The 21,108-nt window shown below is 60.1% G+C and carries 18 protein-coding genes; 3 read left to right on the top strand and 15 right to left on the bottom strand.

Features of this window, described 5'->3' with window-relative positions; genetic code table 11:
- Positions 1 to 11 precede the first annotated feature (11 nt).
- The 3 genes from Q0677_RS08070 to acs form a co-directional block, all read right to left on the bottom strand.
- Positions 12 to 272 (bottom strand): DUF4212 domain-containing protein, encoded by a 261-nt coding sequence (locus Q0677_RS08070; protein ID WP_298908201.1) that lies wholly within the window; start codon positions 270 to 272, stop codon positions 12 to 14.
- A gap of 63 nt (positions 273 to 335) precedes the next feature.
- Positions 336 to 1,019 carry an adenylate kinase gene (locus Q0677_RS08065; RefSeq protein ID WP_298908198.1) on the bottom strand — a complete coding sequence of 228 codons (684 nt, stop codon included), beginning with the start codon at positions 1,017 to 1,019 and terminating at the stop codon, positions 336 to 338.
- Positions 1,019 to 2,989, bottom strand: a complete 1,971-nt coding sequence (gene acs, locus Q0677_RS08060; protein WP_298908195.1) for an acetate--CoA ligase — start codon at positions 2,987 to 2,989, stop codon at positions 1,019 to 1,021. Before acs ends, Q0677_RS08065 begins: the two co-directional genes overlap by 1 nt.
- A gap of 404 nt (positions 2,990 to 3,393) precedes the next feature.
- Here acs and Q0677_RS08055 point away from each other — a divergent pair, with 404 nt between their 5' ends.
- Positions 3,394 to 4,074 (top strand): nitroreductase, encoded by a 681-nt coding sequence (locus tag Q0677_RS08055; RefSeq protein ID WP_298908192.1) that lies wholly within the window; start codon positions 3,394 to 3,396, stop codon positions 4,072 to 4,074.
- On the opposite strand, the gene Q0677_RS08050 is transcribed toward Q0677_RS08055, so the two are convergent.
- The 6 genes from Q0677_RS08050 to Q0677_RS08025 form a co-directional block, all read right to left on the bottom strand.
- The gene (locus Q0677_RS08050) at positions 4,071 to 5,174 is read right to left on the bottom strand and encodes a thiolase family protein (protein WP_298908189.1); all 1,104 of its coding nucleotides are present in this window, start codon (positions 5,172 to 5,174) and stop codon (positions 4,071 to 4,073) included. The genes Q0677_RS08055 and Q0677_RS08050 overlap by 4 nt on opposite strands.
- On the bottom strand, positions 5,171 to 6,367 hold the full coding sequence (locus Q0677_RS08045; RefSeq protein ID WP_298908188.1) for an AMP-binding protein: 1,197 nt from the start codon (positions 6,365 to 6,367) through the stop codon (positions 5,171 to 5,173). Before Q0677_RS08045 ends, Q0677_RS08050 begins: the two co-directional genes overlap by 4 nt.
- A 130-nt stretch (positions 6,368 to 6,497) precedes the next feature.
- Entirely contained in the window at positions 6,498 to 6,932 is a 435-nt protein-coding gene (locus Q0677_RS08040; RefSeq protein WP_298908186.1) for a universal stress protein, read from the bottom strand.
- Positions 6,929 to 9,544, bottom strand: coding sequence for a TRAP transporter permease (locus tag Q0677_RS08035; RefSeq protein WP_298908182.1), 2,616 nt, complete (start codon positions 9,542 to 9,544; stop codon positions 6,929 to 6,931). Before Q0677_RS08035 ends, Q0677_RS08040 begins: the two co-directional genes overlap by 4 nt.
- 128 nt (positions 9,545 to 9,672) lie before the next feature.
- On the bottom strand, positions 9,673 to 10,641 hold the full coding sequence (locus Q0677_RS08030) for a TAXI family TRAP transporter solute-binding subunit (protein WP_298908179.1): 969 nt from the start codon (positions 10,639 to 10,641) through the stop codon (positions 9,673 to 9,675).
- 28 nt (positions 10,642 to 10,669) lie between these two features.
- Positions 10,670 to 11,539: a MurR/RpiR family transcriptional regulator gene (locus Q0677_RS08025; protein ID WP_298908176.1), complete on the bottom strand. Its 870-nt coding sequence runs from the start codon at positions 11,537 to 11,539 to the stop codon at positions 10,670 to 10,672.
- Positions 11,540 to 11,655: 116 nt separating this feature from the next.
- On the opposite strand from Q0677_RS08025, the gene Q0677_RS08020 reads away from it, so the two are divergent.
- The gene (locus Q0677_RS08020) at positions 11,656 to 12,975 is read left to right on the top strand and encodes an aspartate aminotransferase family protein (RefSeq protein WP_298908174.1); all 1,320 of its coding nucleotides are present in this window, start codon (positions 11,656 to 11,658) and stop codon (positions 12,973 to 12,975) included.
- Entirely contained in the window at positions 12,972 to 13,742 is a 771-nt protein-coding gene (locus tag Q0677_RS08015; RefSeq protein WP_298908172.1) for a 3-keto-5-aminohexanoate cleavage protein, read from the top strand. The genes Q0677_RS08020 and Q0677_RS08015 overlap by 4 nt, the downstream gene beginning before the upstream one ends.
- Before the next feature lie 3 nt (positions 13,743 to 13,745).
- On the opposite strand, the gene Q0677_RS08010 is transcribed toward Q0677_RS08015, so the two are convergent.
- The 6 genes from Q0677_RS08010 to Q0677_RS07985 form a co-directional block, all read right to left on the bottom strand.
- Positions 13,746 to 14,711, bottom strand: a complete 966-nt coding sequence (locus tag Q0677_RS08010) for a helix-turn-helix domain-containing protein (RefSeq protein ID WP_298908170.1) — start codon at positions 14,709 to 14,711, stop codon at positions 13,746 to 13,748.
- 73 nt (positions 14,712 to 14,784) lie between these two features.
- The gene (gene gcvP, locus Q0677_RS08005; protein WP_298908168.1) at positions 14,785 to 17,637 is read right to left on the bottom strand and encodes an aminomethyl-transferring glycine dehydrogenase; all 2,853 of its coding nucleotides are present in this window, start codon (positions 17,635 to 17,637) and stop codon (positions 14,785 to 14,787) included.
- Positions 17,638 to 17,696: 59 nt separating this feature from the next.
- Complete coding sequence (gcvH, locus tag Q0677_RS08000; protein WP_298908165.1) at positions 17,697 to 18,062, bottom strand: glycine cleavage system protein GcvH; 366 nt, start codon at positions 18,060 to 18,062, stop codon at positions 17,697 to 17,699.
- An 18-nt stretch (positions 18,063 to 18,080) separates the two neighbouring features.
- Positions 18,081 to 19,178, bottom strand: coding sequence for a glycine cleavage system aminomethyltransferase GcvT (gene gcvT / locus Q0677_RS07995; RefSeq protein ID WP_298908162.1), 1,098 nt, complete (start codon positions 19,176 to 19,178; stop codon positions 18,081 to 18,083).
- Between the two features lie 31 nt (positions 19,179 to 19,209).
- Positions 19,210 to 19,623 carry a universal stress protein gene (locus Q0677_RS07990; protein WP_298908161.1) on the bottom strand — a complete coding sequence of 138 codons (414 nt, stop codon included), beginning with the start codon at positions 19,621 to 19,623 and terminating at the stop codon, positions 19,210 to 19,212.
- 65 nt (positions 19,624 to 19,688) lie between these two features.
- A complete protein-coding gene (locus Q0677_RS07985) occupies positions 19,689 to 21,062 on the bottom strand; it encodes a sodium:alanine symporter family protein (protein ID WP_298908158.1) in 1,374 nt (457 codons plus the stop codon).
- Between the last annotated feature and the right edge of the window lie 46 nt (positions 21,063 to 21,108).

The following is a 21,108-nucleotide window of genomic DNA, read 5'->3' as shown; positions in this document are numbered from 1 at the left end:
TTCTGGCCCCTTTATTCTTCGTCTACGCCGTGGTCACGGTCGAGTTTGTTCATGCGCATTGCGTAGTTGAAGATCAAAATCAAGAAGACGATGATCGAACCTTGCTGTGCGAACCAGAAACCAAGATCGGTTCCGCCGACGGCGATGCCGGAAAGCATCGGGCGCAGCAGAATGCCGAATCCAAATGAAACGATCGCCCAAATTACTAGGCTGATCTTGATGATGCGCAAATTGGCGGACCAATATGCGTCGTTTTGTGAGTTATCGGCCATGAAGCCTCCTCCCTCTGAAGTTCCTCCAACGGGGTCACACACGCGCCCCCGCCCTTCCCTTTCTTATGCGACCGCTTCCTGAACGATCTCATTAAGGTCACCTGCAATGGTATCGATAGCCTTCATGGCATCGACCTTCTGCAAGCTGCCCTTGCCCCCGTAGTAGGCAATGAGCGGTGCCGTTTGTGCGTGGTAGGCCACAAGGCGGCTTCCCACGGTTTCGGCGTTATCGTCGGCCCGGCGTTTCATGTCCGTGCCGCCGCATTTGTCGCAGACGCCGTCTTTCGCGGGCTGCTTAAACTCGTCGTGATACCCTTCACCGCAACCGCCACAGGTGTAACGGCCCGAAATGCGGGTCACCATTGCAGCGTCATCGACTTCAAGGCTGATGGCTGCGTTGATTTTTTGTCCGCTTTCCGCAAGCAGGGCGTCCAGCGCCTCGGCCTGAACGGTGGTGCGGGGGAAACCGTCAAGGATCACACCCTTGGCGCAGTCGGCATCTGCCAGACGGTCACGCAGGATGTTGATCACGATCTCATCCGAGACCAGTTCACCGGCTTCCATAACGGCTTTTGCAGCAAGGCCCGCTTCGGTCCCTGCTGCGACTGCTGCGCGCAAAAGATCTCCTGTCGAAAGCTGAACAAGTCCAAACTTGTCTTCCAGCATTCGGGCCTGAGTGCCCTTCCCGGCGCCCGGAGGGCCGAGAAGGATCAGAACAGGGGCGGCGGTCGTTGTCGCTGCGTCCATTATGCACCCGCCTTGTTCATGCGGTTGTCGATCAGGTCGTCCACAACCGACGGATCGGCCAGGGTTGAGGTGTCACCCAGCGAACCGAAATCGTCCTCGGCGATCTTGCGCAGGATACGGCGCATGATCTTGCCCGAACGGGTCTTCGGCAGGCCCGGGGCCCACTGGATGTGGTCGGGGCTGGCGATCGGGCCGATTTCCTGACGGACCCAGTTGCGCAGTTCGACCTTCAGATCGTCGGTATACTCTTCGCCGTCCATCAGGGTGACGTAGCAGTAGATGCCCTGCCCCTTGATGTCGTGCGGGAAGCCAACAACAGCGGCTTCGGAAACCTTGGCATGTGCCACCAGAGCGCTTTCCACTTCGGCGGTGCCCATGCGGTGACCCGAAACGTTGATCACGTCGTCCACACGGCCGGTGATCCAGTAGTAGCCATCCGCGTCACGGCGGCAGCCGTCACCGGTGAAGTAGTAGCCTTTGTAATCAGCAAAGTAGGTGGCCACGAAGCGGTCATGGTCGCCATAGACGGTGCGCATCTGGCCGGGCCAGCTGTCTTTCATGCACAGTACGCCTTCGGCTTCGGTCTCGTTGATCTCTTCGCCGGTGGTCGGCTCGAGGATCACAGGCTGGACGCCGAAGAAAGGCGTGGTGGCCGAGCCGGGCTTGGTTGCGGTCGCGCCGGGCAGCGGGGTCAGCAGGTGACCACCGGTTTCCGTCTGCCACCAGGTGTCAACGATCGGGCAATTTCCTTTGCCGACAACGTCGTTGTACCAGTTCCAGGCTTCAGGGTTGATCGGCTCGCCCACGGTGCCCAGCACCTTCAGGTCGCTCAGATCGTACTTGGTCACGAACTCTTCGCCACGTGCCATCAGGGCACGGATTGCGGTCGGAGCGGTGTAGAACTGGTTCACCTTGTGCTTCTCACACACGGCCCAGAAACGGCCAGCATCCGGATAGGTCGGAACACCTTCGAACATCAGTGTGGTCGCGCCGTTGGCCAGCGGGCCATAGACGATGTAGCTGTGGCCGGTGACCCAGCCCACGTCAGCGGTACACCAGTAGATGTCGCCTTCATGATAGTCGAAAACGTATTCGTGGGTCATTGCAGCCCACAGCAGGTACCCACCGGTACAGTGCTGAACGCCTTTCGGCTGGCCGGTCGAACCCGAGGTGTAAAGGATGAACAGCGGATCTTCTGCGTTCATGGTTTCGGGCGGGCAGTCAGCCGAAGCGTCTGCCATCAGCGCCGAATACGAATGGTCGCGGCCGTCTACCATCGGCACATCGCCACCGGTACGCTCAACCACCAGAACCGGGGTCGACCCCAGATCGCCGTGCGCCAAAGCGGCATCCACGTTGGTTTTCAGCGGCGTGTTGCGGCCACCACGGGGGGCTTCGTCAGCGGTGATCACCAGCGAGGCACCACAGCCTTCAACACGGGCAGCCAGTGCTTCCGGCGAGAAGCCGGCGAAGACGATCGAGTGGATCGCGCCGATGCGGGCACAGGCCAGCATCGCGTACGATGCTTCAGGGATCATCGGAAGATACAGAATGACGCGGTCGCCTTTGCCGACGCCCATGCCCTTCATCACGTTGGCCAGCTTCGAGACGTTCTCGTGCAGCTCGTTATACGTGATCTTTTTATCAAGGTTGGGATCGTCTGATTCCCAGATGATCGCGACCTGGTCACCACGGGTCTCGAGGTGGCGGTCGATACAGTTGGCCGAGACGTTCAGTTCGCCATCTTCAAACCATTTGATCGACACGTCGGGGTGCGCAAAAGTGGTGTTTTTGATTTTGGTCGGCGTCTTGGTCCAGGTCAGACGCGTCATTTGCTCGGCCCAGAATGCATCAGGGTCATTTACGGATGCGGCATACATCTCTTGGTATTTAGCTGCATCGATATGTGCATTCGAGACAAACTCCGCAGACGGAGCATAGGTCTTATCAGCCGTAGCTTGCGACGACATTCAGGATCCTCCCAGATTTTCCTCCAAACGCGACCAGTTCGCGTGGGCCGGGACGTCCCCAAAACGGTTTATTCCCAAACTTGCCTTGAAAACTGTCGGATTAATCACATCTAAACAACAGATTTTGTGTAAATTAGTTTAACTAGGTCGAGAATTTCTGTTATTTTTCTTAACCTAGAAAGTTTTTAGCATTGTTTTCACTTGTTAATTCCGTAAATCACATCCCCGAAAAATGTAAAATCTTGACAGACACAGGGATACATGCAGCCCCCTGCATGGATGCCTCTTACGGGTGTTTTATGGTGACTTTCGGATCCAATATGGAAATGCTCGGCAAAAAACGGCCTAAAGGCGATTCACCCTGTGCTTGACAGGCCACAGTGGCGCAAGGCACATCCCAGCTCATGCAACGCTCGTTCCAAGACCTCCTGTCGCAGCGCCATTCTGTGCGCGCTTTTACCAAGGATCCTGTGGCCAAATCTGATCTGGAAAAGATCTGTCAGGCCGCGCGGAAAGCCCCCAGCGGGGCCAATCTGCAACCCGGAAAATTTCACGTTCTGACAGGTGATGCTTTGGATGGGCTGGTCAGCGCCCTGCACGACGCGCTGGAGCGCAACGAACCGCCAGTCAGCGAGTATTCCTATTTCCCGATCCCGATGCCTGCCGACCTAAAGGCCCGCCAACGCGCGGCTGGATACGCGCTGTATCAAGCGCTGGGGATTGCGAAACGGGACGTGGCCGGGCGGCGCGCACAGTTTGCGCGCAACTATGCCTTCTTTGATGCGCCTGTGGGCGTGATCGCCACCATAGACCGGCGCATGGGCAAAGGCTGCTTCATGGATCTGGGCATGTCGCTGATGACTTTCCTGCTGGCGGCCGAGGATCTGGGTTATGGCGCCACGGGAATTGGCGCGCTGGCGAACTACGGGAACATCGTCCACGACCACCTGAACCTGCCCGAGGACGAACTGGTCGTCTGTGGCATTGCCGTCGGTAAAAAGGACGAAGCCGCGCCAGTGAACCAGTTCCGCACCGAACGCGACGCGTTAGAGGTGTTCACAAGTTTCCACGGGTTCGACGACTAAGGCGCAGACAACACCAACGCGCTGCCCAGACCGCCCGCGGCGGCAATCGCGGCCACGCCGGCCCCGCCCCGCCGCAAGAGTTCATAATACAGCCCCACTGCCAAGATCGCACCGGATGCTCCAATGGGATGCCCGCGTGCAAGCGCGCCACCGTTCGGATTGACGATCTCGCGTGGCACACCCGCGCCCTCCTGACAAGCGATGGCTTGGACGGCGAAGGCCTCCATGATCTCGGCGATGGATAGGTCGTTTGGGATCCGCCCCGTACGCGCCAATACTGCTTTGATCGCGTCCACCGGGGCGATGCCGGGCAAATCGGGTGTGCCGCCAAGGCTAGCCCCCGCCTCAATTCGGACTTTCGGGGCCGAAAGCCTGCGCGCCACGCGATCTGAGACCACCAGCACGAACGCCGCGCCGTCGGCTGCGACCGCCATATTGGCAGCGGTGACACTGCCTGCGATCACCGGTGCGCGCGCACAAAGACGCGGGGTGAGCTTTCGGGTAAACGCGTCAGCCTCCTGCCCCGCCACGGGCACAATCTGATCCGATTGCACGCCCTCCAACGCCGCCTGATGGCTGGCCACGGCCCAGTCATCCTGTGTCTGCCGGGTGATCCCCAGCTTCTGCGCCAAAGCCTCGGCGGCTTCGGCCATATCCGGATCGCGATCCGGCCACGGGGTGAATTGGGCTTGCTCATACGGTTCCGGGTCACGCCCATCCGCGAAGGTGCGGGACCGCAGGGGACGGCGCGAATAGCTCTCTGCCCCGCCCGCGATCACAACCTCCTGCTGGCCGGACAAGATCATCGCCTGCGCAAGCATCACCGCGTCCAGCCCGCCGCAACATTGGCGGTCGATGGTCAAGCCGCCTACCGTTTCGGGCAAGCCCGACGCCAAGGCCGCGACACGCGCGGGATTGCCGCCCGCGCCCAACGCGTTGGCCAAAATCACCTCGCCGACTTCGTCGGGCGCCACCCCAGCCTGCGCCAACAGATCGCGGATCACAGGTGCTGCGAGGTCGTGAATGTCTAACGCCGCAAATGCCCCACCGCGCGGAACGACGGCTGTGCGGCGGGCGGCGATGATCCAAGCGGCGCTCATACCTGCCCCCGTGCGAGCTGCTCAAGCGCTTTCAGATCAGGCTTTCCGGCTGGCAGCATCGGCAGAGCGTCAACGAACAGCACCTGCCGCGGCATCGACGGCGCGCCCAACGTGTCGCGGCAACGGTCTTTGATGCTACGCACCGTGTCGTCGCACTCCGCGCCCTCAACGACGGCAACCAGCACCTGCCCACGCGCGTCATCCGGCACCGGGACAACCGCAGCGCGCGCGGCGCTGAGCTTTGCGATCTCTGCCTCGACCGCCTCAGGAAAGACATTGTGGTCGGCCACCGTCACCATCCGCGAGGTGCGGCCCAGAAGGTACAGAAACCCGTCCGCGTCCAGCCGCGCCATCTCGCCCACCGTCAGGAAACCGTCCTCCCAGCGGGTCTCAGGGCTTTCACCTTCCACATAGCGGTCGAACAGATAGGGGCTTTTCACCCAGAGTTCACCCGGCCCCTGCCCAACCGGCCGGCCGTTGGCATCGCGCAACGCGATCTCGACGCCCGGATAGGCCCGCCCGACCGAGGCGATCGGGGCGCCCACCGGCGCGATCGACATGAAGCTGGTCTCGGAGGCGCCAAAGAACTCGTGCAGCTCTGCATTTGGGAACAGTTCCACCAGCGCCTCTGCCGTGTCCGCATCCAGCTTTCCCCCACCCGAAAACACCAGCCGCATCTCGGGCAGCGGTTCAGGATGTGCTTTCAACAGCAACCGCAACTGCGCGGGTGTGGCATAGAGCACCTGCACCCCGTCCCGCGCAAGCCCTTGCAACTGGGCACGAGGCAACAAACCGGTCAGAACCGACAGGTCTGCACCCAGATGAAAAGCCTCCATGATGGCAAACAGCACCAGCGAATGCCCCGGATCGCCCAGCACCGCATAGGGCGTGTCCTCGCCAGCGCCGAATTCACGCTGGGCAATTTCGAAACTTGCGATCCAGCTGTCCGGGCGACGCTGGATGGTTTTCGGTGCGCCGCTGGAGCCCGAGCTTTGGCATTGCAACACCTGCTGGCCGTCCTCGGACTGCCAGATCTCGATTGGATCACCCGTCACCTGTCGGGCGCGGACACTGGCCCCAACGCGCAACCCATCTTGCAAAAGCTGCACCGCACGCGCCGCGCGCCGCGCCTGTTTGGGCGCGTGGTCGTCCGAAACATGGACGGTGCTGTGCATGTCTTGCCGAAACCGCATGGCGATTTGCTGACCTTTATCTTGCGTAAACCTGCGCCCTTTGTAGAAGCACGCCCCAAGAAGGGAAAGCCCAACAGAAAACGGGCGCAGCCCGCGCCGCGCCCGTTTCAATAGCCTTTATTGCGCAAGCTTACCCACGCACCACATAGACCGAGCAGGTCGAGTGGCGCACCACTCGCGCTGCGTTCGGCCCCAGAAGGTAATCCTTCAGGTCCGGGCGATGCGCGCCAAGGACGATCAGATCGGCGTTGCCAAGCTCGGCGGCGCGCAAGACCTCTTCATAGACCGAGCCGACGGCCACAATGTGACGCAACTTGGCGTCAGCCTCTGCACCCAAAGTCTTCGCCGTCATCTTTTTCAAAAGGTCGCTCGCGTCGGTTTGCGCTGACTTGACATGGTGGTCCTGAAAATAGGCACCCACCACCGACATGCCGAAATCCGGCACGACGGTGATCACATCAAGCTGCGCACCCCGCATTTCGGCCAGTTCGGCCGCAGTCTTCAGAACGGAATTCTCCGCATCAGCACGGTTGATGTCGACTGCACATAGAATGGTCTGGGTCATGCCGTTTCTCCTTCCATGATCTCTTCTTCCTTGGCGCGACGCGACTGCAGGAAGGCCACTAGACCAAGCAGCAGCAGTGCCGGGATGAAGATCAGCTCTTTCGGCAACTGGTTCGAGGGAGCCTGCACCGCCGAGATCTGCACAGGATCATCCCCGTAGAAATCGAAGGTCGACAGCTTGTCGGACAGCGGCGTGCCAAACATCGGTTCGTCAATCCGCATCACGTCGCCTTCCGGCATCAGCATGATCCCTGCTGCGTCCAGACGGGCCGCGCCGCCCTCGGCTTCGGGCACGTCCAGCACCACAGTCAGGTCCTTGACCTCGAGCGTGTCAAAGTCCGGCCCCGAGATCACCACGCGCAGCGTGTCACCCGCGTTGGCATCACCAATCGCTTGCTCGATCTGCGCCGGTGCAATCTCCGAGAACGGCGGCTGGATCTGGTTCATGAAGAAGCCCGGACGGAACAGCGCGAAGGCCACCACCAGAAGGGCAACCGTTTCCCAGATGCGGGATTTCGTCAGGAAGAAGCCCATCGTACCCGCCGTGAAGACAAGGATCCCGATGGTCGCCACAACGAAGACGATAACCCCTTGTGTGATCGTCACATCAATCAACAGAAGATCTGTGTTGAAGATGAAGACGAACGGCAGGGCCACCGTGCGGAGTGAATAGAAGAACGCGGTGAACCCAGTGCGGATAGCGTCACCACCCGACACAGCTGCAGCCGCGAAACTTGCCAACCCCACGGGGGGCGTCACATCCGCCATGATCCCGAAATAGAAGACAAAGAGGTGAACAGCGATCAGCGGCACAACAAGGCCGGACTGCGCGCCCAGTTCCACAACTACGCCCACCATCAGCGAGGACACAACGATATAGTTCGCCGTGGTCGGCAGGCCCATGCCAAGGATCAGCGACAGTATTGCCACGAAGACCAGCATCAGGATCAGGTTGCCGCCCGACAGGAACTCGACAAAGTCCGCCATCACCTGACCGATCCCGGTCAGCGATACGGTACCCACGATGATGCCCGCAGTAGCGGTGGCCAGACCGATGCCAATCATGTTGCGCGCACCGTCGATCATACCTTCGACCAAGTCCATCACACCGTCACGCAGACGCGAGATCGGGTTGTCTTCGCCCCGGAACAGCGCCTTAAGCGCCTTTTGGGTCAGCAGGATGCCGAACAGCAGGAAGGTCGCCCAGAAAGCCGACAGGCCGGGCGATTTACGCTCGATCATCAGGAAGTAGACCAGCACGATGATCGGCAGCAGGTAATAGAGACCCGATTTATAGATCTTTGCCACGTCCGGCAGCTCGACCACTTCAGCGTTGGGGTCATCGGGTTCCAGATCCGGCACCTGTGCGGCCAGATAGATCAGCGCCACATAGATCACGAACAGAAGGATCGACAGGATCCAGCCCGAGCCCTCCGGGAACAGAGACACGATCCACCCCACCGGGTATTGCGTGGCGTAGCACAGAGCCGCAAAGCCCGCGAAAAAGACGAACATCCCGCCGATGGTTTTGCCCATCGACACGACCTTGTTGCCGATGGTCGGCATTTTGTTTTTCACCGCTTCCAGATGCACGATGTAGACCAGCGCGATGTAGGAAATGATCGCAGGCAGGAAGGCGTGGGTGATGACCTCGACATACGAGATACCCACATATTCCACCATCAGGAAGGCCGCGGCACCCATGACGGGCGGCATGATCTGACCGTTCACGGACGAGGCAACCTCGACCGAGCCCGCCTTTTCCGCCGAGAAGCCAACGCGTTTCATCAACGGGATGGTGAAGGTGCCAGTGGTCACAACGTTCGCAATCGACGAGCCCGAGATCAGGCCGGTAGCTGCCGAGCCGACAACCGCCGCTTTCGCAGGGCCGCCACGCAGGTGGCCAAGGGCGCCAAACGCCATCTTGATGAAGTAGTTGCCCGCGCCCGCACGGTCCAGAAGCGCGCCGAACAGCACGAACAGGAAGACGAACTTGGTGGACACGCCCAGCGCGATGCCAAACACCCCTTCCGAGGTGATCCACATATGGCTCATCGCTTTACGCAGTGACGCACCGGCCCAACGGATCTGGTCGGGGACCACTTCGGACGATCCGAAGAAGACGTAGAAAAGGAAGACAATCGCCAAGGCCACCATGACGGGCCCAAGGGTGCGATAGGCGGCGATGAACAGGAAGGTCAGACCCGCTACGGCAAAATACGCGTCCGATTGATCGGCCAGACCACCATTCGCCACGATCTTGTCGTAGAAGAAATAGCCGTAGAGCGCCAAGAACGCGCCGCCGACTCCAAGCACCCAGTCATACCACGGGATGTAGTTGCGCGGGCTGGACTTGAACAAAGGATAGGCCATCGCGGCCAGGAAAACAGCAAACGCCAAATGGAACTGGCGAGAGTTGTTAATCAGATCGCCAGGCAGAACATAAGGCGCAACTGGCGACGCCAGAAGCACCTGAAAAATCGACCAAATCAGCGCAACGGCGGCAATCATCAGCCCGACCGCGCCCTGTGGGTTTCGCGCACCGGTGTCGCTGGCGGCGACGAGCTCTTGAAGCTCTTCTTCGCTAAGCGCGCGTTCCTCTTTCGTGGACATTTTGTTTCTCCCTCGGCCAGCTTGCGACCGCACTTGTTTACTTTTGAAAACATGCCCGATCTTCTGCCGGGTCAAACGATCGGGGGACGCAGGGCCGCCCCCCGATCAAAAGGCTTACGGGTGACCGCTTACTCGATAATTCCAGCCTCTTTATAATACTTCGCAGCACCCGGGTGCAGCGGAGCCGACAGACCGGCGGTTGCCATTTCCTTGGGGTCAAGGTTGGCGAACGCCGGGTGCAGACCTTTGAAGTCTTCGATGTTGTTCATGACCGACGACACAACGGCATAGACAGCGTCTTCCGACACGGCGTCCGAGCTGACGAAGGTTGCGCCCACACCGAAGGTGGCCGTGTCAGCATCGTTGCCACGGTACATGCCGCCCGGAATGGTGGCGGTCCGGTAGAACGAGTTATCGGCGACCAGCTTGTCTACAGCCTCGCCCGAGACTTCGACCAGTACCGAGTCACAAGCCGTGGTGGCTTCCTGGATCGAACCCGAGGGGTGACCAACGGTGTAGACCATTGCGTCGATCTGGTTGTCGCACAGAGCTGCCGACTGTTCCGAAGCCTTCAGCTCGGTTGCCAGAGCGAAGTCATCGGTGGTCCAGCCCAAGGCTTCCAGCAGAACTTCCATGGTGCCGCGCTGACCGGAACCGGGGTTGCCGATGTTGACGCGCTTACCTTTCAGGTCGGCGAAGGTCTTGATGCCGCTGTCGGCACGGGCCACGACGGTGAAGGGCTCGGGGTGGACCGAGAATACCGCGCGCAGGCCTTCAAAAGCACCAGCATCTTCGAACTTCGAGGTGCCGTTATAGGCGTGGTACTGCCAGTCCGACTGGGCCACACCAAATTCCAGCTCGCCTTCGCGAATGGTGTTGATGTTGTAGACCGAACCACCGGTCGACTCGACCGAGCAGCGTACGCCGTGGTCTTTGCGGCCTTTGTTGACCAGACGGCAGATCGCGCCACCGGTCGGGTAGTACACGCCGGTCACGCCGCCGGTACCGATGGTGATGAATTCCTCGGCAAAGGCAGCAGGCGCCATCACTGCGGTGGCAGCAACCCCTGCAAATGCAATCTTGAACCCTTTAAACATCAGATTTCTCCCTTGTTTTGATGTTTGTTTATTCGCTCCACACTTCCGCCAGTTGGCGGTTGTGAAGCTCGACTTCAGCAATCCGTTCCTGAGCCGCGACGCCTGCGCGCCCGACCACCATTCCGACGATGGTTTCCAGAAGGAACATCGTCGACACGTAGGACGAAAAGAAATGAGGGCTATCGGTCGACACAGAGAACCCTGCCGACGCAAATTCCAACGCTGGACACGTATGCGTATCGGTGATCACCACGACATAAACCCCTAACTCACGTGCAAGCCTGGCTGCCTTGATCACTGAGACAGCAAATGGCGGCTTGGTAACTATAAGTAGTGCATCACGTTCATCGAGCCCTGACAAGGCTCCCCCTAGGGAAGCCCCCATCCGATTGGCGAGAATCCAGTTATCTGCGCAGAAATTCGCCATATAAGACAGGTATTCCACGACCCCGGTGGACCCCAACGCCCCCAAAAGAAGCACCTTCCGGGACGCCGCCAAACGGTCGGCCACGTCACGAATCGCCGCCGGATCCAACCCAGCCATCGTCTGCCTCAGGTTGTTCTCGCATGCGGCGAAATGGGCCTGAACGAAGTCAGATTTCCCGTCGCCATGCGCTTTTTGAAGCTGCCCAGCCCGATCCGCGAAATTGTTCACTTTGCGGTCGATCTTGTCGCGCATCTCGTCCCGCAGCTCGTCAAAGCTGGCATAGTCCAAGGCCCTGGCCAGACGCGAGAATGTGGCGGGCGACACGCCGGTCTGCGCGGACACGGTGCGCAGTGGACGCGACACGGCATCCAGCGGGTTGGCCACAAGGTAATCGGCAGCTGCGCGCAAGGCACCGCTTAAATCACCATAGGCCACTGCCAGCCTCTTTTCGAAGCTCTCACTTGCGCTCACGTCCAGTGTCTCCCTGTTTGGACAAGGCTCAGTGTTCCTTTTGTTTCACCTATTGTCAATTCTCGATTCATTTGTTTCAATGGCAACAGGTTCAACGGGACATGCAAGGGATCCCCATGTCACATATTTTCCCGCGTCACTGCAAATCAGCCCCACCTGTCGCAACCCGCGGAGACGGCATCTACCTCATTGATTCCGAAGGGAAAAGATACCTTGATGGGTCCGGTGGTGCGGCGGTGTCCTGCCTTGGGCATTCGGACCCTGACGTGGCCAAAGCCATGCATGATCAGATCGACAGACTCAGCTTCGCGCACACCGGATTCCTGACGTCAGAGCCGGCAGAATCACTCGCCGACCGCCTGATCGCGCATGCGCCCGAGGGAATCGAGCGCGTCTATTTGGTCTCTGGCGGTTCGGAAGCCGTCGAGGCAGCGCTGAAGCTTTCGCGTCAGTACATGATCGAAACCGGGCAGCCCCAACGCACCCGTTTCATCGCCCGCAAGCAAAGCTATCACGGCAACACGCTGGGTGCGTTGGGGACCGGTGGCAACATGTGGCGGCGCGAGCCGTTTGACCCGCTGATGATGTCAGCCAGCCATATCGATCCCTGCTATGAATACCGCCTGCGTCAAGAGGGCGAGACCGAAGAGGAATACGGCCTACGCGCCGCGAATGCGCTGGAAGAGGAAATCCTGCGTGTCGGGCCCAAGACGGTGATCGGCTTCCTTGCGGAACCCGTGGTCGGGGCCACCGCAGGCGCCGTGCCCGCCGTCAAAGGCTATTTCAAACGCATCCGCGAGATTTGCGATCAGTACGGCATTCTGCTGATCTTGGACGAGGTCATGTGCGGCATGGGCCGCACCGGCACCCTGTTTGCCTGCGAGCAAGACAAGATTTCGCCCGACATCATCACCATCGCAAAGGGGCTTGGCGCGGGCTATCAGCCGATTGGTGCGATGCTGTGCACGGGCGCGATCTATGACGCGATTGCACAGGGCAGCGGGTTCTTTCAGCATGGGCACACCTATATCGGGCACCCGGTAGCCTCTGCCGCCGCAGATGCGGTTGTGCGCAAACTGACCGAAGGTGGCATGGTTGCACGCGCAGCCAAGATGGGTACGCGTCTGAATGATGCGCTGCACGCCGAGTTCGGCCAGCACCCGCATATCGGTGACATCCGCGGTCGCGGCATGTTTCGTGGGCTGGAGATCGTGGCGAACCGCGACAGCAAAGCGCCGTTCGATCCGTCCCGCGGCATCGCCGGCCGCCTGAAAAAGCAGGCCTTCGCGAACGGCCTAATCTGCTATCCGATGAGCGGTACGATTGACGGTCAGCACGGCGATCACGTGCTTCTGGCCCCACCCTTCATCATCTCGGACGATCAGATCGACGAGCTGGTCGGCAAGCTGTCCAAATCGTTGGAGCAGGTTCTGTGACACCGCTTCCCAAGATCATGCTCGCCCCGAACGGGGCGCGCTTGACCAAAGCCGACCACCCTGCCCTGCCGATGACCGCAGCCGAGATCTTGGCAACCACGCAAGCCTGTCAGGCGCTGGGCGTGGATGGGCTGCATCTTCATCTGCGGGATCAGGACGGGAAGCACCTTCTGGACGCTGCCGCCTATGCAGATGCGCTGACCCTTTTTCGCGCTGAAATGCCCGGCTTCCCGGTGCAAATCACGACCGAGGCTGTCGGGATGTATGACCCCGCCCATCAACGGCATATCGCATTGAATTCAGGGGCTGATATGGTCTCGGCTTCGATCCGCGAACTGTGCCGGGACGATCACGATGTGACGCGCGCGTTCTACAACGACTGCCATAAGCGCGGCTTTGCCGTGCAGCACATCCTCTATGACGTGGAGGACGCCGAACTTCTGACCCACGTGCTGGAAGAGAAGCTTCTGACCGCACCTGAGCTGCAACTGATCTTCGTATTGGGGCGCTATGCGGTAGGGCAGAAATCCGATCCGAAAGAGCTGGATCCGTTTCTCGATTGGCTGAAGCAAACCGGCCTGTCACCCGACTGGGCCGTCTGCGCCTTCGGTCCGGGCGAAACCCCCGCCCTTGTCCGCGCGGTGCAGGCGGGTGGAAAGTGCCGGATCGGGTTCGAGAACTCACGCCAACACGCGGACGGATCCGTTGCGACAGACAACGCTGAACGAGTGGCCGAGCTGGTGAAGGCCTGTTCCGAAGCGGTCTAAGCCTTAGAACATCTTCGCGCGGGCATCCGTGGGCGACATGCCAAACTGCTTCTTGAACGACCGCACAAGGCTGGAGCGTGTACCGAAGCCGGTTGCCGCCGCAATCTCGTGCATGGAATAGCTGGTCTGCTGCACCAGCTGGCTGGCCCGTTCCAGGCGCAGGCTACGATAGATGGTCAGCGGGCTAACCCCCAACTGGGTGGCAAAACGACGCTGCAATTGGCGTGACGACACGTTCATGATCCGCGCGATCTGGACGATCGACAGGGTGTTCTCCAGATGCTCCAGCATCACGGCCACGCAGTCTCCGATGATCCGGTCACCGCCGGAATAGCGTTTGATAATATGCTCTTGCTTGCCGTGGAATGGCTCGCCCGAGACTTCAAGCCCGACATAATCGCCGAAGGTGGCGGCCGAGAACCCACCCATTTCCGCTTCTAGAAGTTTCAGGAACAGGCGCAGGGCGGCAAAGATGCTGGTGGCGCTGCAGATGCGGCCATCAATGGCAAAAGGCGCGCCGGTGTCGATGCAGAACAGCCCCTCTTCCTCGGCGACGAAACGCAGGTTCGAATGCACGGCCAAGGCGGTGCGGCTAGCAAAGACAGACTTGCACAGAACGAACACGCCGCCACCCACCAGCACGCATTGACGGCTGAGGCGCAGAAGCTGATGCGCGCGGTTCAGTTGTTTGTTGTCCAACTGCCAGCGGGCGTGAAAGTCGGCCCAAAACACGACCGTGCGATTGCGCCAATAGGCCTGATCCTGCGATGGGCAGCTGTCCAGCGTATAGACAGACACGTCGCGTGGCGTTTCCGCATTGGTGAACTGATCAAGCGAGATGAAGAAGTCGCGAAAGACGCTGGCCAGCGCCACATGGCTGCGATCGGGCACGATGATGGTGATCCCCTGAATGGGGCCAATGGCCGACAGATCGTTCATGGGGGCCATAAGAGTGTTCTGAATATTCATAGATGCATCCCGTTTTCTGGTACGACATTATGAGACCCCGCCCGGCCACCTTGGGACCGGGCGGGGGAAGTGCTTATGCCTCGTCTTCGTAGGCATCCATCGGGGGACAGGTACAGATCAGGTTGCGGTCGCCATACGCGTTATCCACGCGGTTCACGACCGGCCAGTACTTGTCCACGCCCAAGTTGCCCGGAGGGAAGCAGGCCTGCTCGCGGGTGTAGGGACGATCCCATTCGCCCACCAGGTCACGCACCGTGTGGGGGGCGTGTTTCAGCGGGTTGTTTTCGGGGTCGATCTTGCCGTCGATGATGTCCTGCGCCTCGGCGCGGATGGACAGCATGGCGTCGCAGAAGCGATCCAGCTCGGCCTTGGGTTCGGATTCTGTCGGCTCGACCATCAGCGTGCCAGCAACCGGCCACGACATGGTCGGCGCGTGGAAACCGCTGTCGACCAGACGCTTGGCCACGTCATCCACGGTCACGTTGCCCTCGTCCGCCAGCGGGCGGGTGTCGAGGATACATTCGTGCGCCACACGACCGGTCTTGGACGTGTACAGAATGTTGTACCCGTCTTTCAGACGTGCCGCGATGTAGTTGGCGTTCAGGATCGCAACCTTGGTGGCTTGGGTCAGACCCGCGCCGCCCATCAGCAGGACGTAAGCCCAGCTCACCGGCAGGATCGATGGCGAACCAAACGGCGCTGCCGACACCGGACCAACGGCCGTGCCGTATTCCGGGTGACCCGGCAGGTGCTCTTCCAAGTGAGCTTTCACACCGATCGGACCCATGCCGGGGCCGCCCCCGCCATGCGGGATGCAGAAGGTTTTGTGCAGGTTCAGGTGGCTGACGTCGCCGCCCACGTCGCCCGGGCGGGCCAGACCGACCATGGCGTTCATGTTCGCGCCATCAATATAGACCTGACCGCCGTGATCATGGGTGATCTGGCAGACTTCCTGCACGGTTTCTTCGAACACACCGTGGGTCGAGGGATAGGTGATCATACAAGCCGCTAAGTCATCGGAGTGCTGGATCGCCTTATTGCGGAAATCCTCCAGATCGATGTTGCCATCGTCATCCGATTTCACCACCACGACCTTATAGCCCACCATCTGCGCGGACGCCGGGTTGGTGCCGTGTGCCGAGGTCGGAATCAGACAGATGTTGCGATGCGCTTCACCGCGCGACGCGTGATAGTTGCGGATGGTCAGAAGACCCGCATATTCACCCTGCGCACCCGAGTTCGGCTGCTGCGAGATCGCATCATAGCCGGTGATCTGGCACAGCTTGTCGTTCAGGTCGGCGATCATCTCGTGATAGCCTTGGGCCTGATCTTCAGGGCAGAACGGATGCAGGTTGCCGAATTCCGGCCACGTGACCGGGATCATTTCGATCGTGGCGTTCAGCTTCATGGTGCACGACCCCAGCGGGATCATCGCACGGTCCAACGCCAGATCGCGGTCGGCCAGACGACGCATATAACGCGTGATCTCGGCTTCAGCGCGGTTCAGGTGGAAGATCGGGTGGGTCAGGTATTCGCTGTCACGCAGAGCATAGTCCGGCAGGCGGTATGCCACGTTCGAGCTGTCATCCTTACGATCGATGCCAAAGGCACCCCAGACGGCCTCGATCGTTTCGGGGCGGGTCTGTTCGTCAAGGCTGATACCGACTTTGGTTTCGCCCACTTTGCGCAGGTTCACACCGCGTGCAACGGCAGCTTCCATGACGGTCTGCTGCAACTGACCGACTTCGACGGTGATGGTGTCGAAGAAGACTTCTGGCTCGACCTTGAACCCGGCCTCTTCCAGACCCGCAGCCATGCGCGAGGTCTTGCGGTGCACCGACTGGGCAATCGCCTTGATGCCATCGGGGCCGTGATACACAGCATACATCGAGGCGATAACGGCCAGCAAGGCCTGCGCGGTACAGACGTTCGAGTTCGCCTTCTCGCGACGGATGTGCTGTTCACGGGTTTGCAGCGCCAGACGATAGGCTTTGTTGCCACGCGCGTCGATCGACACACCGATGATGCGGCCGGGCATGGCGCGCTTCAGCTTGTCGGTCGTCGCCATGTAAGCGGCGTGCGGCCCACCATAGCCCATCGGAACACCGAAACGCTGGGTCGAACCCACGGCGATGTCGGCACCCATTTCACCCGGCGACTTCAGCAGCGCCAGCGCCAGAATGTCGGCAGCCACCACGGCAATCGCTTTGTGCTCGTGAAGGGCTTCGATTTCTTTGGTGAAGTCACGCACGTGACCTTCGGTGCCCGGGTACTGGAAGATCGCACCAAACACGGCGCCGGCGTCCAGCGCATCGGGGTCAGCAACCTGAACGTCGATGCCCAAAGGCTCGGCGCGGGTTTTGATCACGGCGATGGTCTGCGGGTGACAGTTCTTGTCCACGAAGAACGCCGCGTTGTTGGCTTTCGAACGCGAGCCGCGATGCGCCATGGTCATGGCTTCGGCAGCGGCGGTGGCTTCGTCCAGCAGCGACGCGTTGGCGACTTCCAGACCGGTCATGTCCGAGACCATGGTCTGATAGTTCAGAAGGGCTTCCAGACGGCCTTGCGAAATCTCGGGCTGGTAGGGCGTGTAGGCCGTGTACCATGCCGGGTTTTCCAGAATGTTGCGCAGGATGGGCGCAGGCGTCGTGGTGCCATAATACCCCTGCCCGATCAGCGAGGTCAGAACCTTGTTCTTCGAGGCCACCTGCTTCATGTGGAAAAGCGCGTCGCGCTCGGACATGGCAGGACCCCAGTCCAGCGCCTCTTCCTGACGGATTGCGGGCGGAACCGTTGCGTCGATCAGTTCATCAAGCGTCTTGAAGCCGATCACTTTCAACATATCGCGCATCTCGGTCGGAGACGGGCCGATATGGCGGCGGTTGGCGAAGTCATAGGCTTCGTAGTCGGTCAGTTTGAAGGCCATGCTGTGATCCTCGTACAGGGGGGATATGACCCGCCGGTTGCCCGGCGGGCGGTCTGTTCTTAGCCGATCAGGGCTTTGTAGCCGTCCAGATCCATCAGATCTTCCAGCTGCGCGGCGTCTGCCAGCTTGACCTTATAGATCCAGGCGTCGCCCTCGGGGTTTTCGTTCAAGGCACCGGGGGTGTCTTCCAGTGCACCATTGGCCTCAACCACTTCACCGTCAACCGGTGCGTAGATTTCGGACGCGGCTTTCACGCTTTCGATCACGCCGATCTCGTCGCCTTTTTCGAATTCGTCGCCCGCTTCGCGCTGCTCAACGAAAACGATTTCGCCCAGCTGGTCAGCGGCGTGTTGGGTGATGCCGATGGTGGCGATGTCGCCCTCTACGGTGATCCATTCGTGCTCTTCAGAATAATAGGTTGTCATATCAGGATATCCCCTGTCTTAGCGTTTGTAGTTCTGCTGCACGAAGGGCAGCGATACGATTTCGGCAGGCTGGGCCTTGCCGCGAATGATAAGGTTCACTTTCTCGCCAACCTCGCCGTGACCCTTGGCCACATAGCCCATAGCAACGGGGCCACCGACGGTCGGACCAAAACTGCCCGAGGTGATCTCGCCAATCGTGTTGCCTTCGGCGCACTGGATTTCCACGTGCTGACGAGCGGGGGCGCGGCCTTCGGGCTTGATGCCCACCAGCTTTTTCGCGGCACCTTCGGCCAGCTCACGCTGGATGCGCTCGGCACCCGGGAAGCCGCCTTCTTCTTTACGGCGCTTCTGGATGGCCCAGCTCAGGCTTGCCTCGATCGGCGAGGTCGACTGGTCGATGTCGTTGCCATAGAGGCAAAGGCCAGCTTCCAGACGCAGGCTGTCACGGGCACCCAGACCAGCGGGTTCGCAATCGTCATGCGCCAAGAAGGCACGGGCGACGGCTTCGGCATCTGCTTCTGGGATCGAGATTTCGTATCCGTCCTCGCCGGTATAGCCCAGACGCGAGATGCGGCACTCGACACCGTTGATGTCCGCAACGGTGGTTTCCATGAAGGTCAAGTCACGTGCGGCGGGGCAAAGCTCGCCCACCACGTCCTCGGCCTTGGGGCCTTGAACGGCAACCAGCGCACGATCGAAGATCTCGGTCACTTCGACGCCGTCCAGATTGGCGGCCATGTGTGGGATGTCCTGATGACGCATCGAGGCGTTCACCACGACAAAGAAATGATCACCGGCGTTCGAGACGATCAGGTCATCCATGATGCCGCCGTCTTCGTTGGTGAAGAAGCCATAGCGCGCCTTGCCTTCTTTCAGCGTGGCATAGGCCTGCGGGCAGATGGCTTCCAGCTTCTCGCCGATGTTGTCGCCTTTCAGGATCACCTGACCCATGTGGCTGACGTCAAAAAGCGCGGCTTTCTCGCGGCAGTGCTTGTGCTCGCCCATGATCCCCATCGGGTATTGAACGGGCATTTCCCAGCCAGCGAAATCAACCATCTTGCCGCCAAGTTCGACATGCAGGTCATAAAGCGGTGTGCGTTTGGGGGTGTCGGTCATGGCCGCGCCTCCTGTCAGTTTTGTTTCTGGTTCAGTCGCGAACGACGGTCACGGTGCAATGCGCATTGCGCACGACGCGAGCGAGGTTCGGGCCGATCTCGAAATTCGGGAAGTCACCCTTCGCGGAAGACATGATGATGTGATCAAAGCCTTCTTTGTGAGCGAGCTTCAGAATCTCACGGTAGACGCTACCCTCTTCAATGTGAACAGGAACGTCGGCTGCGCCACCTTCGGCCAGGATCGCCTTTACGGCGTCCGACACGTGCTCTTTGGCGCCAGCGCCATAGTTGGCAGGCAGGTTGGGCAGCAGGATGATTTCAGGAATGACCGAAACGGCGTGCAGCTCGGCCCCATAGAATTTCGCCTGTTCCAGTGCGAACGGCAGGGCTTTCTTCCACGACCGGTCATCTGTGTGATCAATGGGCAGCAGGATCTTGCTTGTCATTGTCTCTCTCCTATCGAAAGGAACTAAGGGTCCGGGGGCGATCCACGCCGCCCCCGGGATCAGACTTATTCGGCGGGCGTTGCGCCACCTTCTTCCGACGCGCCATTGGTCGCGAAGAACTCTTTGGTCAGCTTGAAGATAACCGGGCTGAGCAGTGCCAGAGCAATCAGGTTCGGGATCGCCATCATAGCGTTCAGCGTATCCGCCAGCAGCCAGATGAAGCCCAGATCAGCGGTTGCGCCGAAATAGATCATCACGATCCATGCGATGCGGTAGACTGGCAGAACCTTGTGACCGGCCAGGAAGCCCACGCATTTCTCGCCGTAGAACGACCAGCCAAGGATGGTGGTGAAGGCAAAGATCGACAGAGCGATGGCGATCAGGTAGCCGCCGATACCCGGCAGCGAGTTTTCGAATGCCAGCGAGGTCAGAGCCGCGCCGCTTTCGCCCGAAGTCCAAGCGCCCGACGAGATGATGGCCAGACCGGTGATCGAGCACACGATGATGGTGTCGATGAACGTCCCCAGCATAGCAACCAGACCCTGGTTTACCGGGCCTTTGGTCGAGGCAGCAGCGTGTGCGATCGGGGCCGAACCCAGACCAGCTTCGTTCGAGAAGACACCACGTGCCACACCAAAGCGGATCGCAGCCCAGACAGCCGCACCAGCGAAGCCACCTTCAGCAGCCGACGGGGTGAAGGCGTGGGTGAAGACCAGCGACAGGGCGTGACCGATGTTGCCGATGTTGATCAGCAGAACCAGCAGACCCGCGATGATATAGGCAACCGCCATGAACGGAACCAGCTTACCAGCAACCGCGCCGATGCGGGTGATACCACCCAGAATAACGGCTGCGGTCAGGATCATCAGGACAACGCCAGTGACCGAGGTGTTCAGGCCGAAGTTGGCCTCCAGCACCTGAGCAACACCGTTTGCCTGTACACCGTTGCCGATGCCGAAGGCTGCAATGGCGCCGAACAGAGCAAAAGCAACGCCCAGCCAGGCCCATTTCGCGCCCAGGCCGTTCTTGATGTAGTACATCGGGCCGCCAACATAGTTGCCCAGCTCGTCTTGCTCGCGATATTTCACCGCCAGAACGGCTTCGCCGTATTTGGTGGCCATGCCTACCAGGGCGGTCATCCACATCCAGAACAATGCGCCCGGACCGCCCAGGAAGACAGCAGTGGCCACACCGGCGATGTTACCCGTACCGATGGTCGCCGACAGCGAGGTCATCAGCGCGTTGAACGGGCTGATCTGGCCTTCGCCTTGGCTGTAACGGCCGTTGAACAGAAGGCTAAAGCCTTTGCCCAGTTTCAGGATCGGCATGAATTTCAGGCCGACCTGCAGGAAAAAGCCTACGCCCAGAATAAGGACCAGCATCAGCGGCCCCCAAACGACGCCATTGATGGCTCCTACGATGTTGTTTAACGCTTCCATGGTTTCCTCCCAGTGAATTTCGGCCCGGAATGGGCCTGCGCGTTTC

Source organism: uncultured Aliiroseovarius sp. (assembly GCF_947492455.1).
Lineage (GTDB): Bacteria > Pseudomonadota > Alphaproteobacteria > Rhodobacterales > Rhodobacteraceae > Aliiroseovarius.
Note: the sequence above shows the minus strand (reverse complement) of the source record. Positions and strands in the feature narration are given on the sequence as shown.

What these genes read in the sequence shown, in the direction of transcription:
- Q0677_RS07985 (WP_298908158.1), bottom strand. Translation starts at nt 21,062, where the DNA reads ATGGAAGCGTTAAACAACATCGTAGGAGCCATCAATGGCGTCGTTTGG.
- Q0677_RS08020 (WP_298908174.1), top strand. Translation starts at nt 11,656, where the DNA reads ATGTCACATATTTTCCCGCGTCACTGCAAATCAGCCCCACCTGTCGCA.
- gcvP (WP_298908168.1), bottom strand. Translation starts at nt 17,637, where the DNA reads ATGGCCTTCAAACTGACCGACTACGAAGCCTATGACTTCGCCAACCGC.
- Q0677_RS08045 (WP_298908188.1), bottom strand. Translation starts at nt 6,367, where the DNA reads ATGCGGTTTCGGCAAGACATGCACAGCACCGTCCATGTTTCGGACGAC.
- gcvT (WP_298908162.1), bottom strand. Translation starts at nt 19,178, where the DNA reads ATGACCGACACCCCCAAACGCACACCGCTTTATGACCTGCATGTCGAA.
- Q0677_RS08050 (WP_298908189.1), bottom strand. Translation starts at nt 5,174, where the DNA reads ATGAGCGCCGCTTGGATCATCGCCGCCCGCCGCACAGCCGTCGTTCCG.
- Q0677_RS08055 (WP_298908192.1), top strand. Translation starts at nt 3,394, where the DNA reads ATGCAACGCTCGTTCCAAGACCTCCTGTCGCAGCGCCATTCTGTGCGC.
- Q0677_RS08040 (WP_298908186.1), bottom strand. Translation starts at nt 6,932, where the DNA reads ATGACCCAGACCATTCTATGTGCAGTCGACATCAACCGTGCTGATGCG.
- Q0677_RS08010 (WP_298908170.1), bottom strand. Translation starts at nt 14,711, where the DNA reads ATGAATATTCAGAACACTCTTATGGCCCCCATGAACGATCTGTCGGCC.
- Q0677_RS08030 (WP_298908179.1), bottom strand. Translation starts at nt 10,641, where the DNA reads ATGTTTAAAGGGTTCAAGATTGCATTTGCAGGGGTTGCTGCCACCGCA.
- Q0677_RS08035 (WP_298908182.1), bottom strand. Translation starts at nt 9,544, where the DNA reads ATGTCCACGAAAGAGGAACGCGCGCTTAGCGAAGAAGAGCTTCAAGAG.
- acs (WP_298908195.1), bottom strand. Translation starts at nt 2,989, where the DNA reads ATGTCGTCGCAAGCTACGGCTGATAAGACCTATGCTCCGTCTGCGGAG.
- Q0677_RS08065 (WP_298908198.1), bottom strand. Translation starts at nt 1,019, where the DNA reads ATGGACGCAGCGACAACGACCGCCGCCCCTGTTCTGATCCTTCTCGGC.
- Q0677_RS08070 (WP_298908201.1), bottom strand. Translation starts at nt 272, where the DNA reads ATGGCCGATAACTCACAAAACGACGCATATTGGTCCGCCAATTTGCGC.
- Q0677_RS07990 (WP_298908161.1), bottom strand. Translation starts at nt 19,623, where the DNA reads ATGACAAGCAAGATCCTGCTGCCCATTGATCACACAGATGACCGGTCG.
- gcvH (WP_298908165.1), bottom strand. Translation starts at nt 18,062, where the DNA reads ATGACAACCTATTATTCTGAAGAGCACGAATGGATCACCGTAGAGGGC.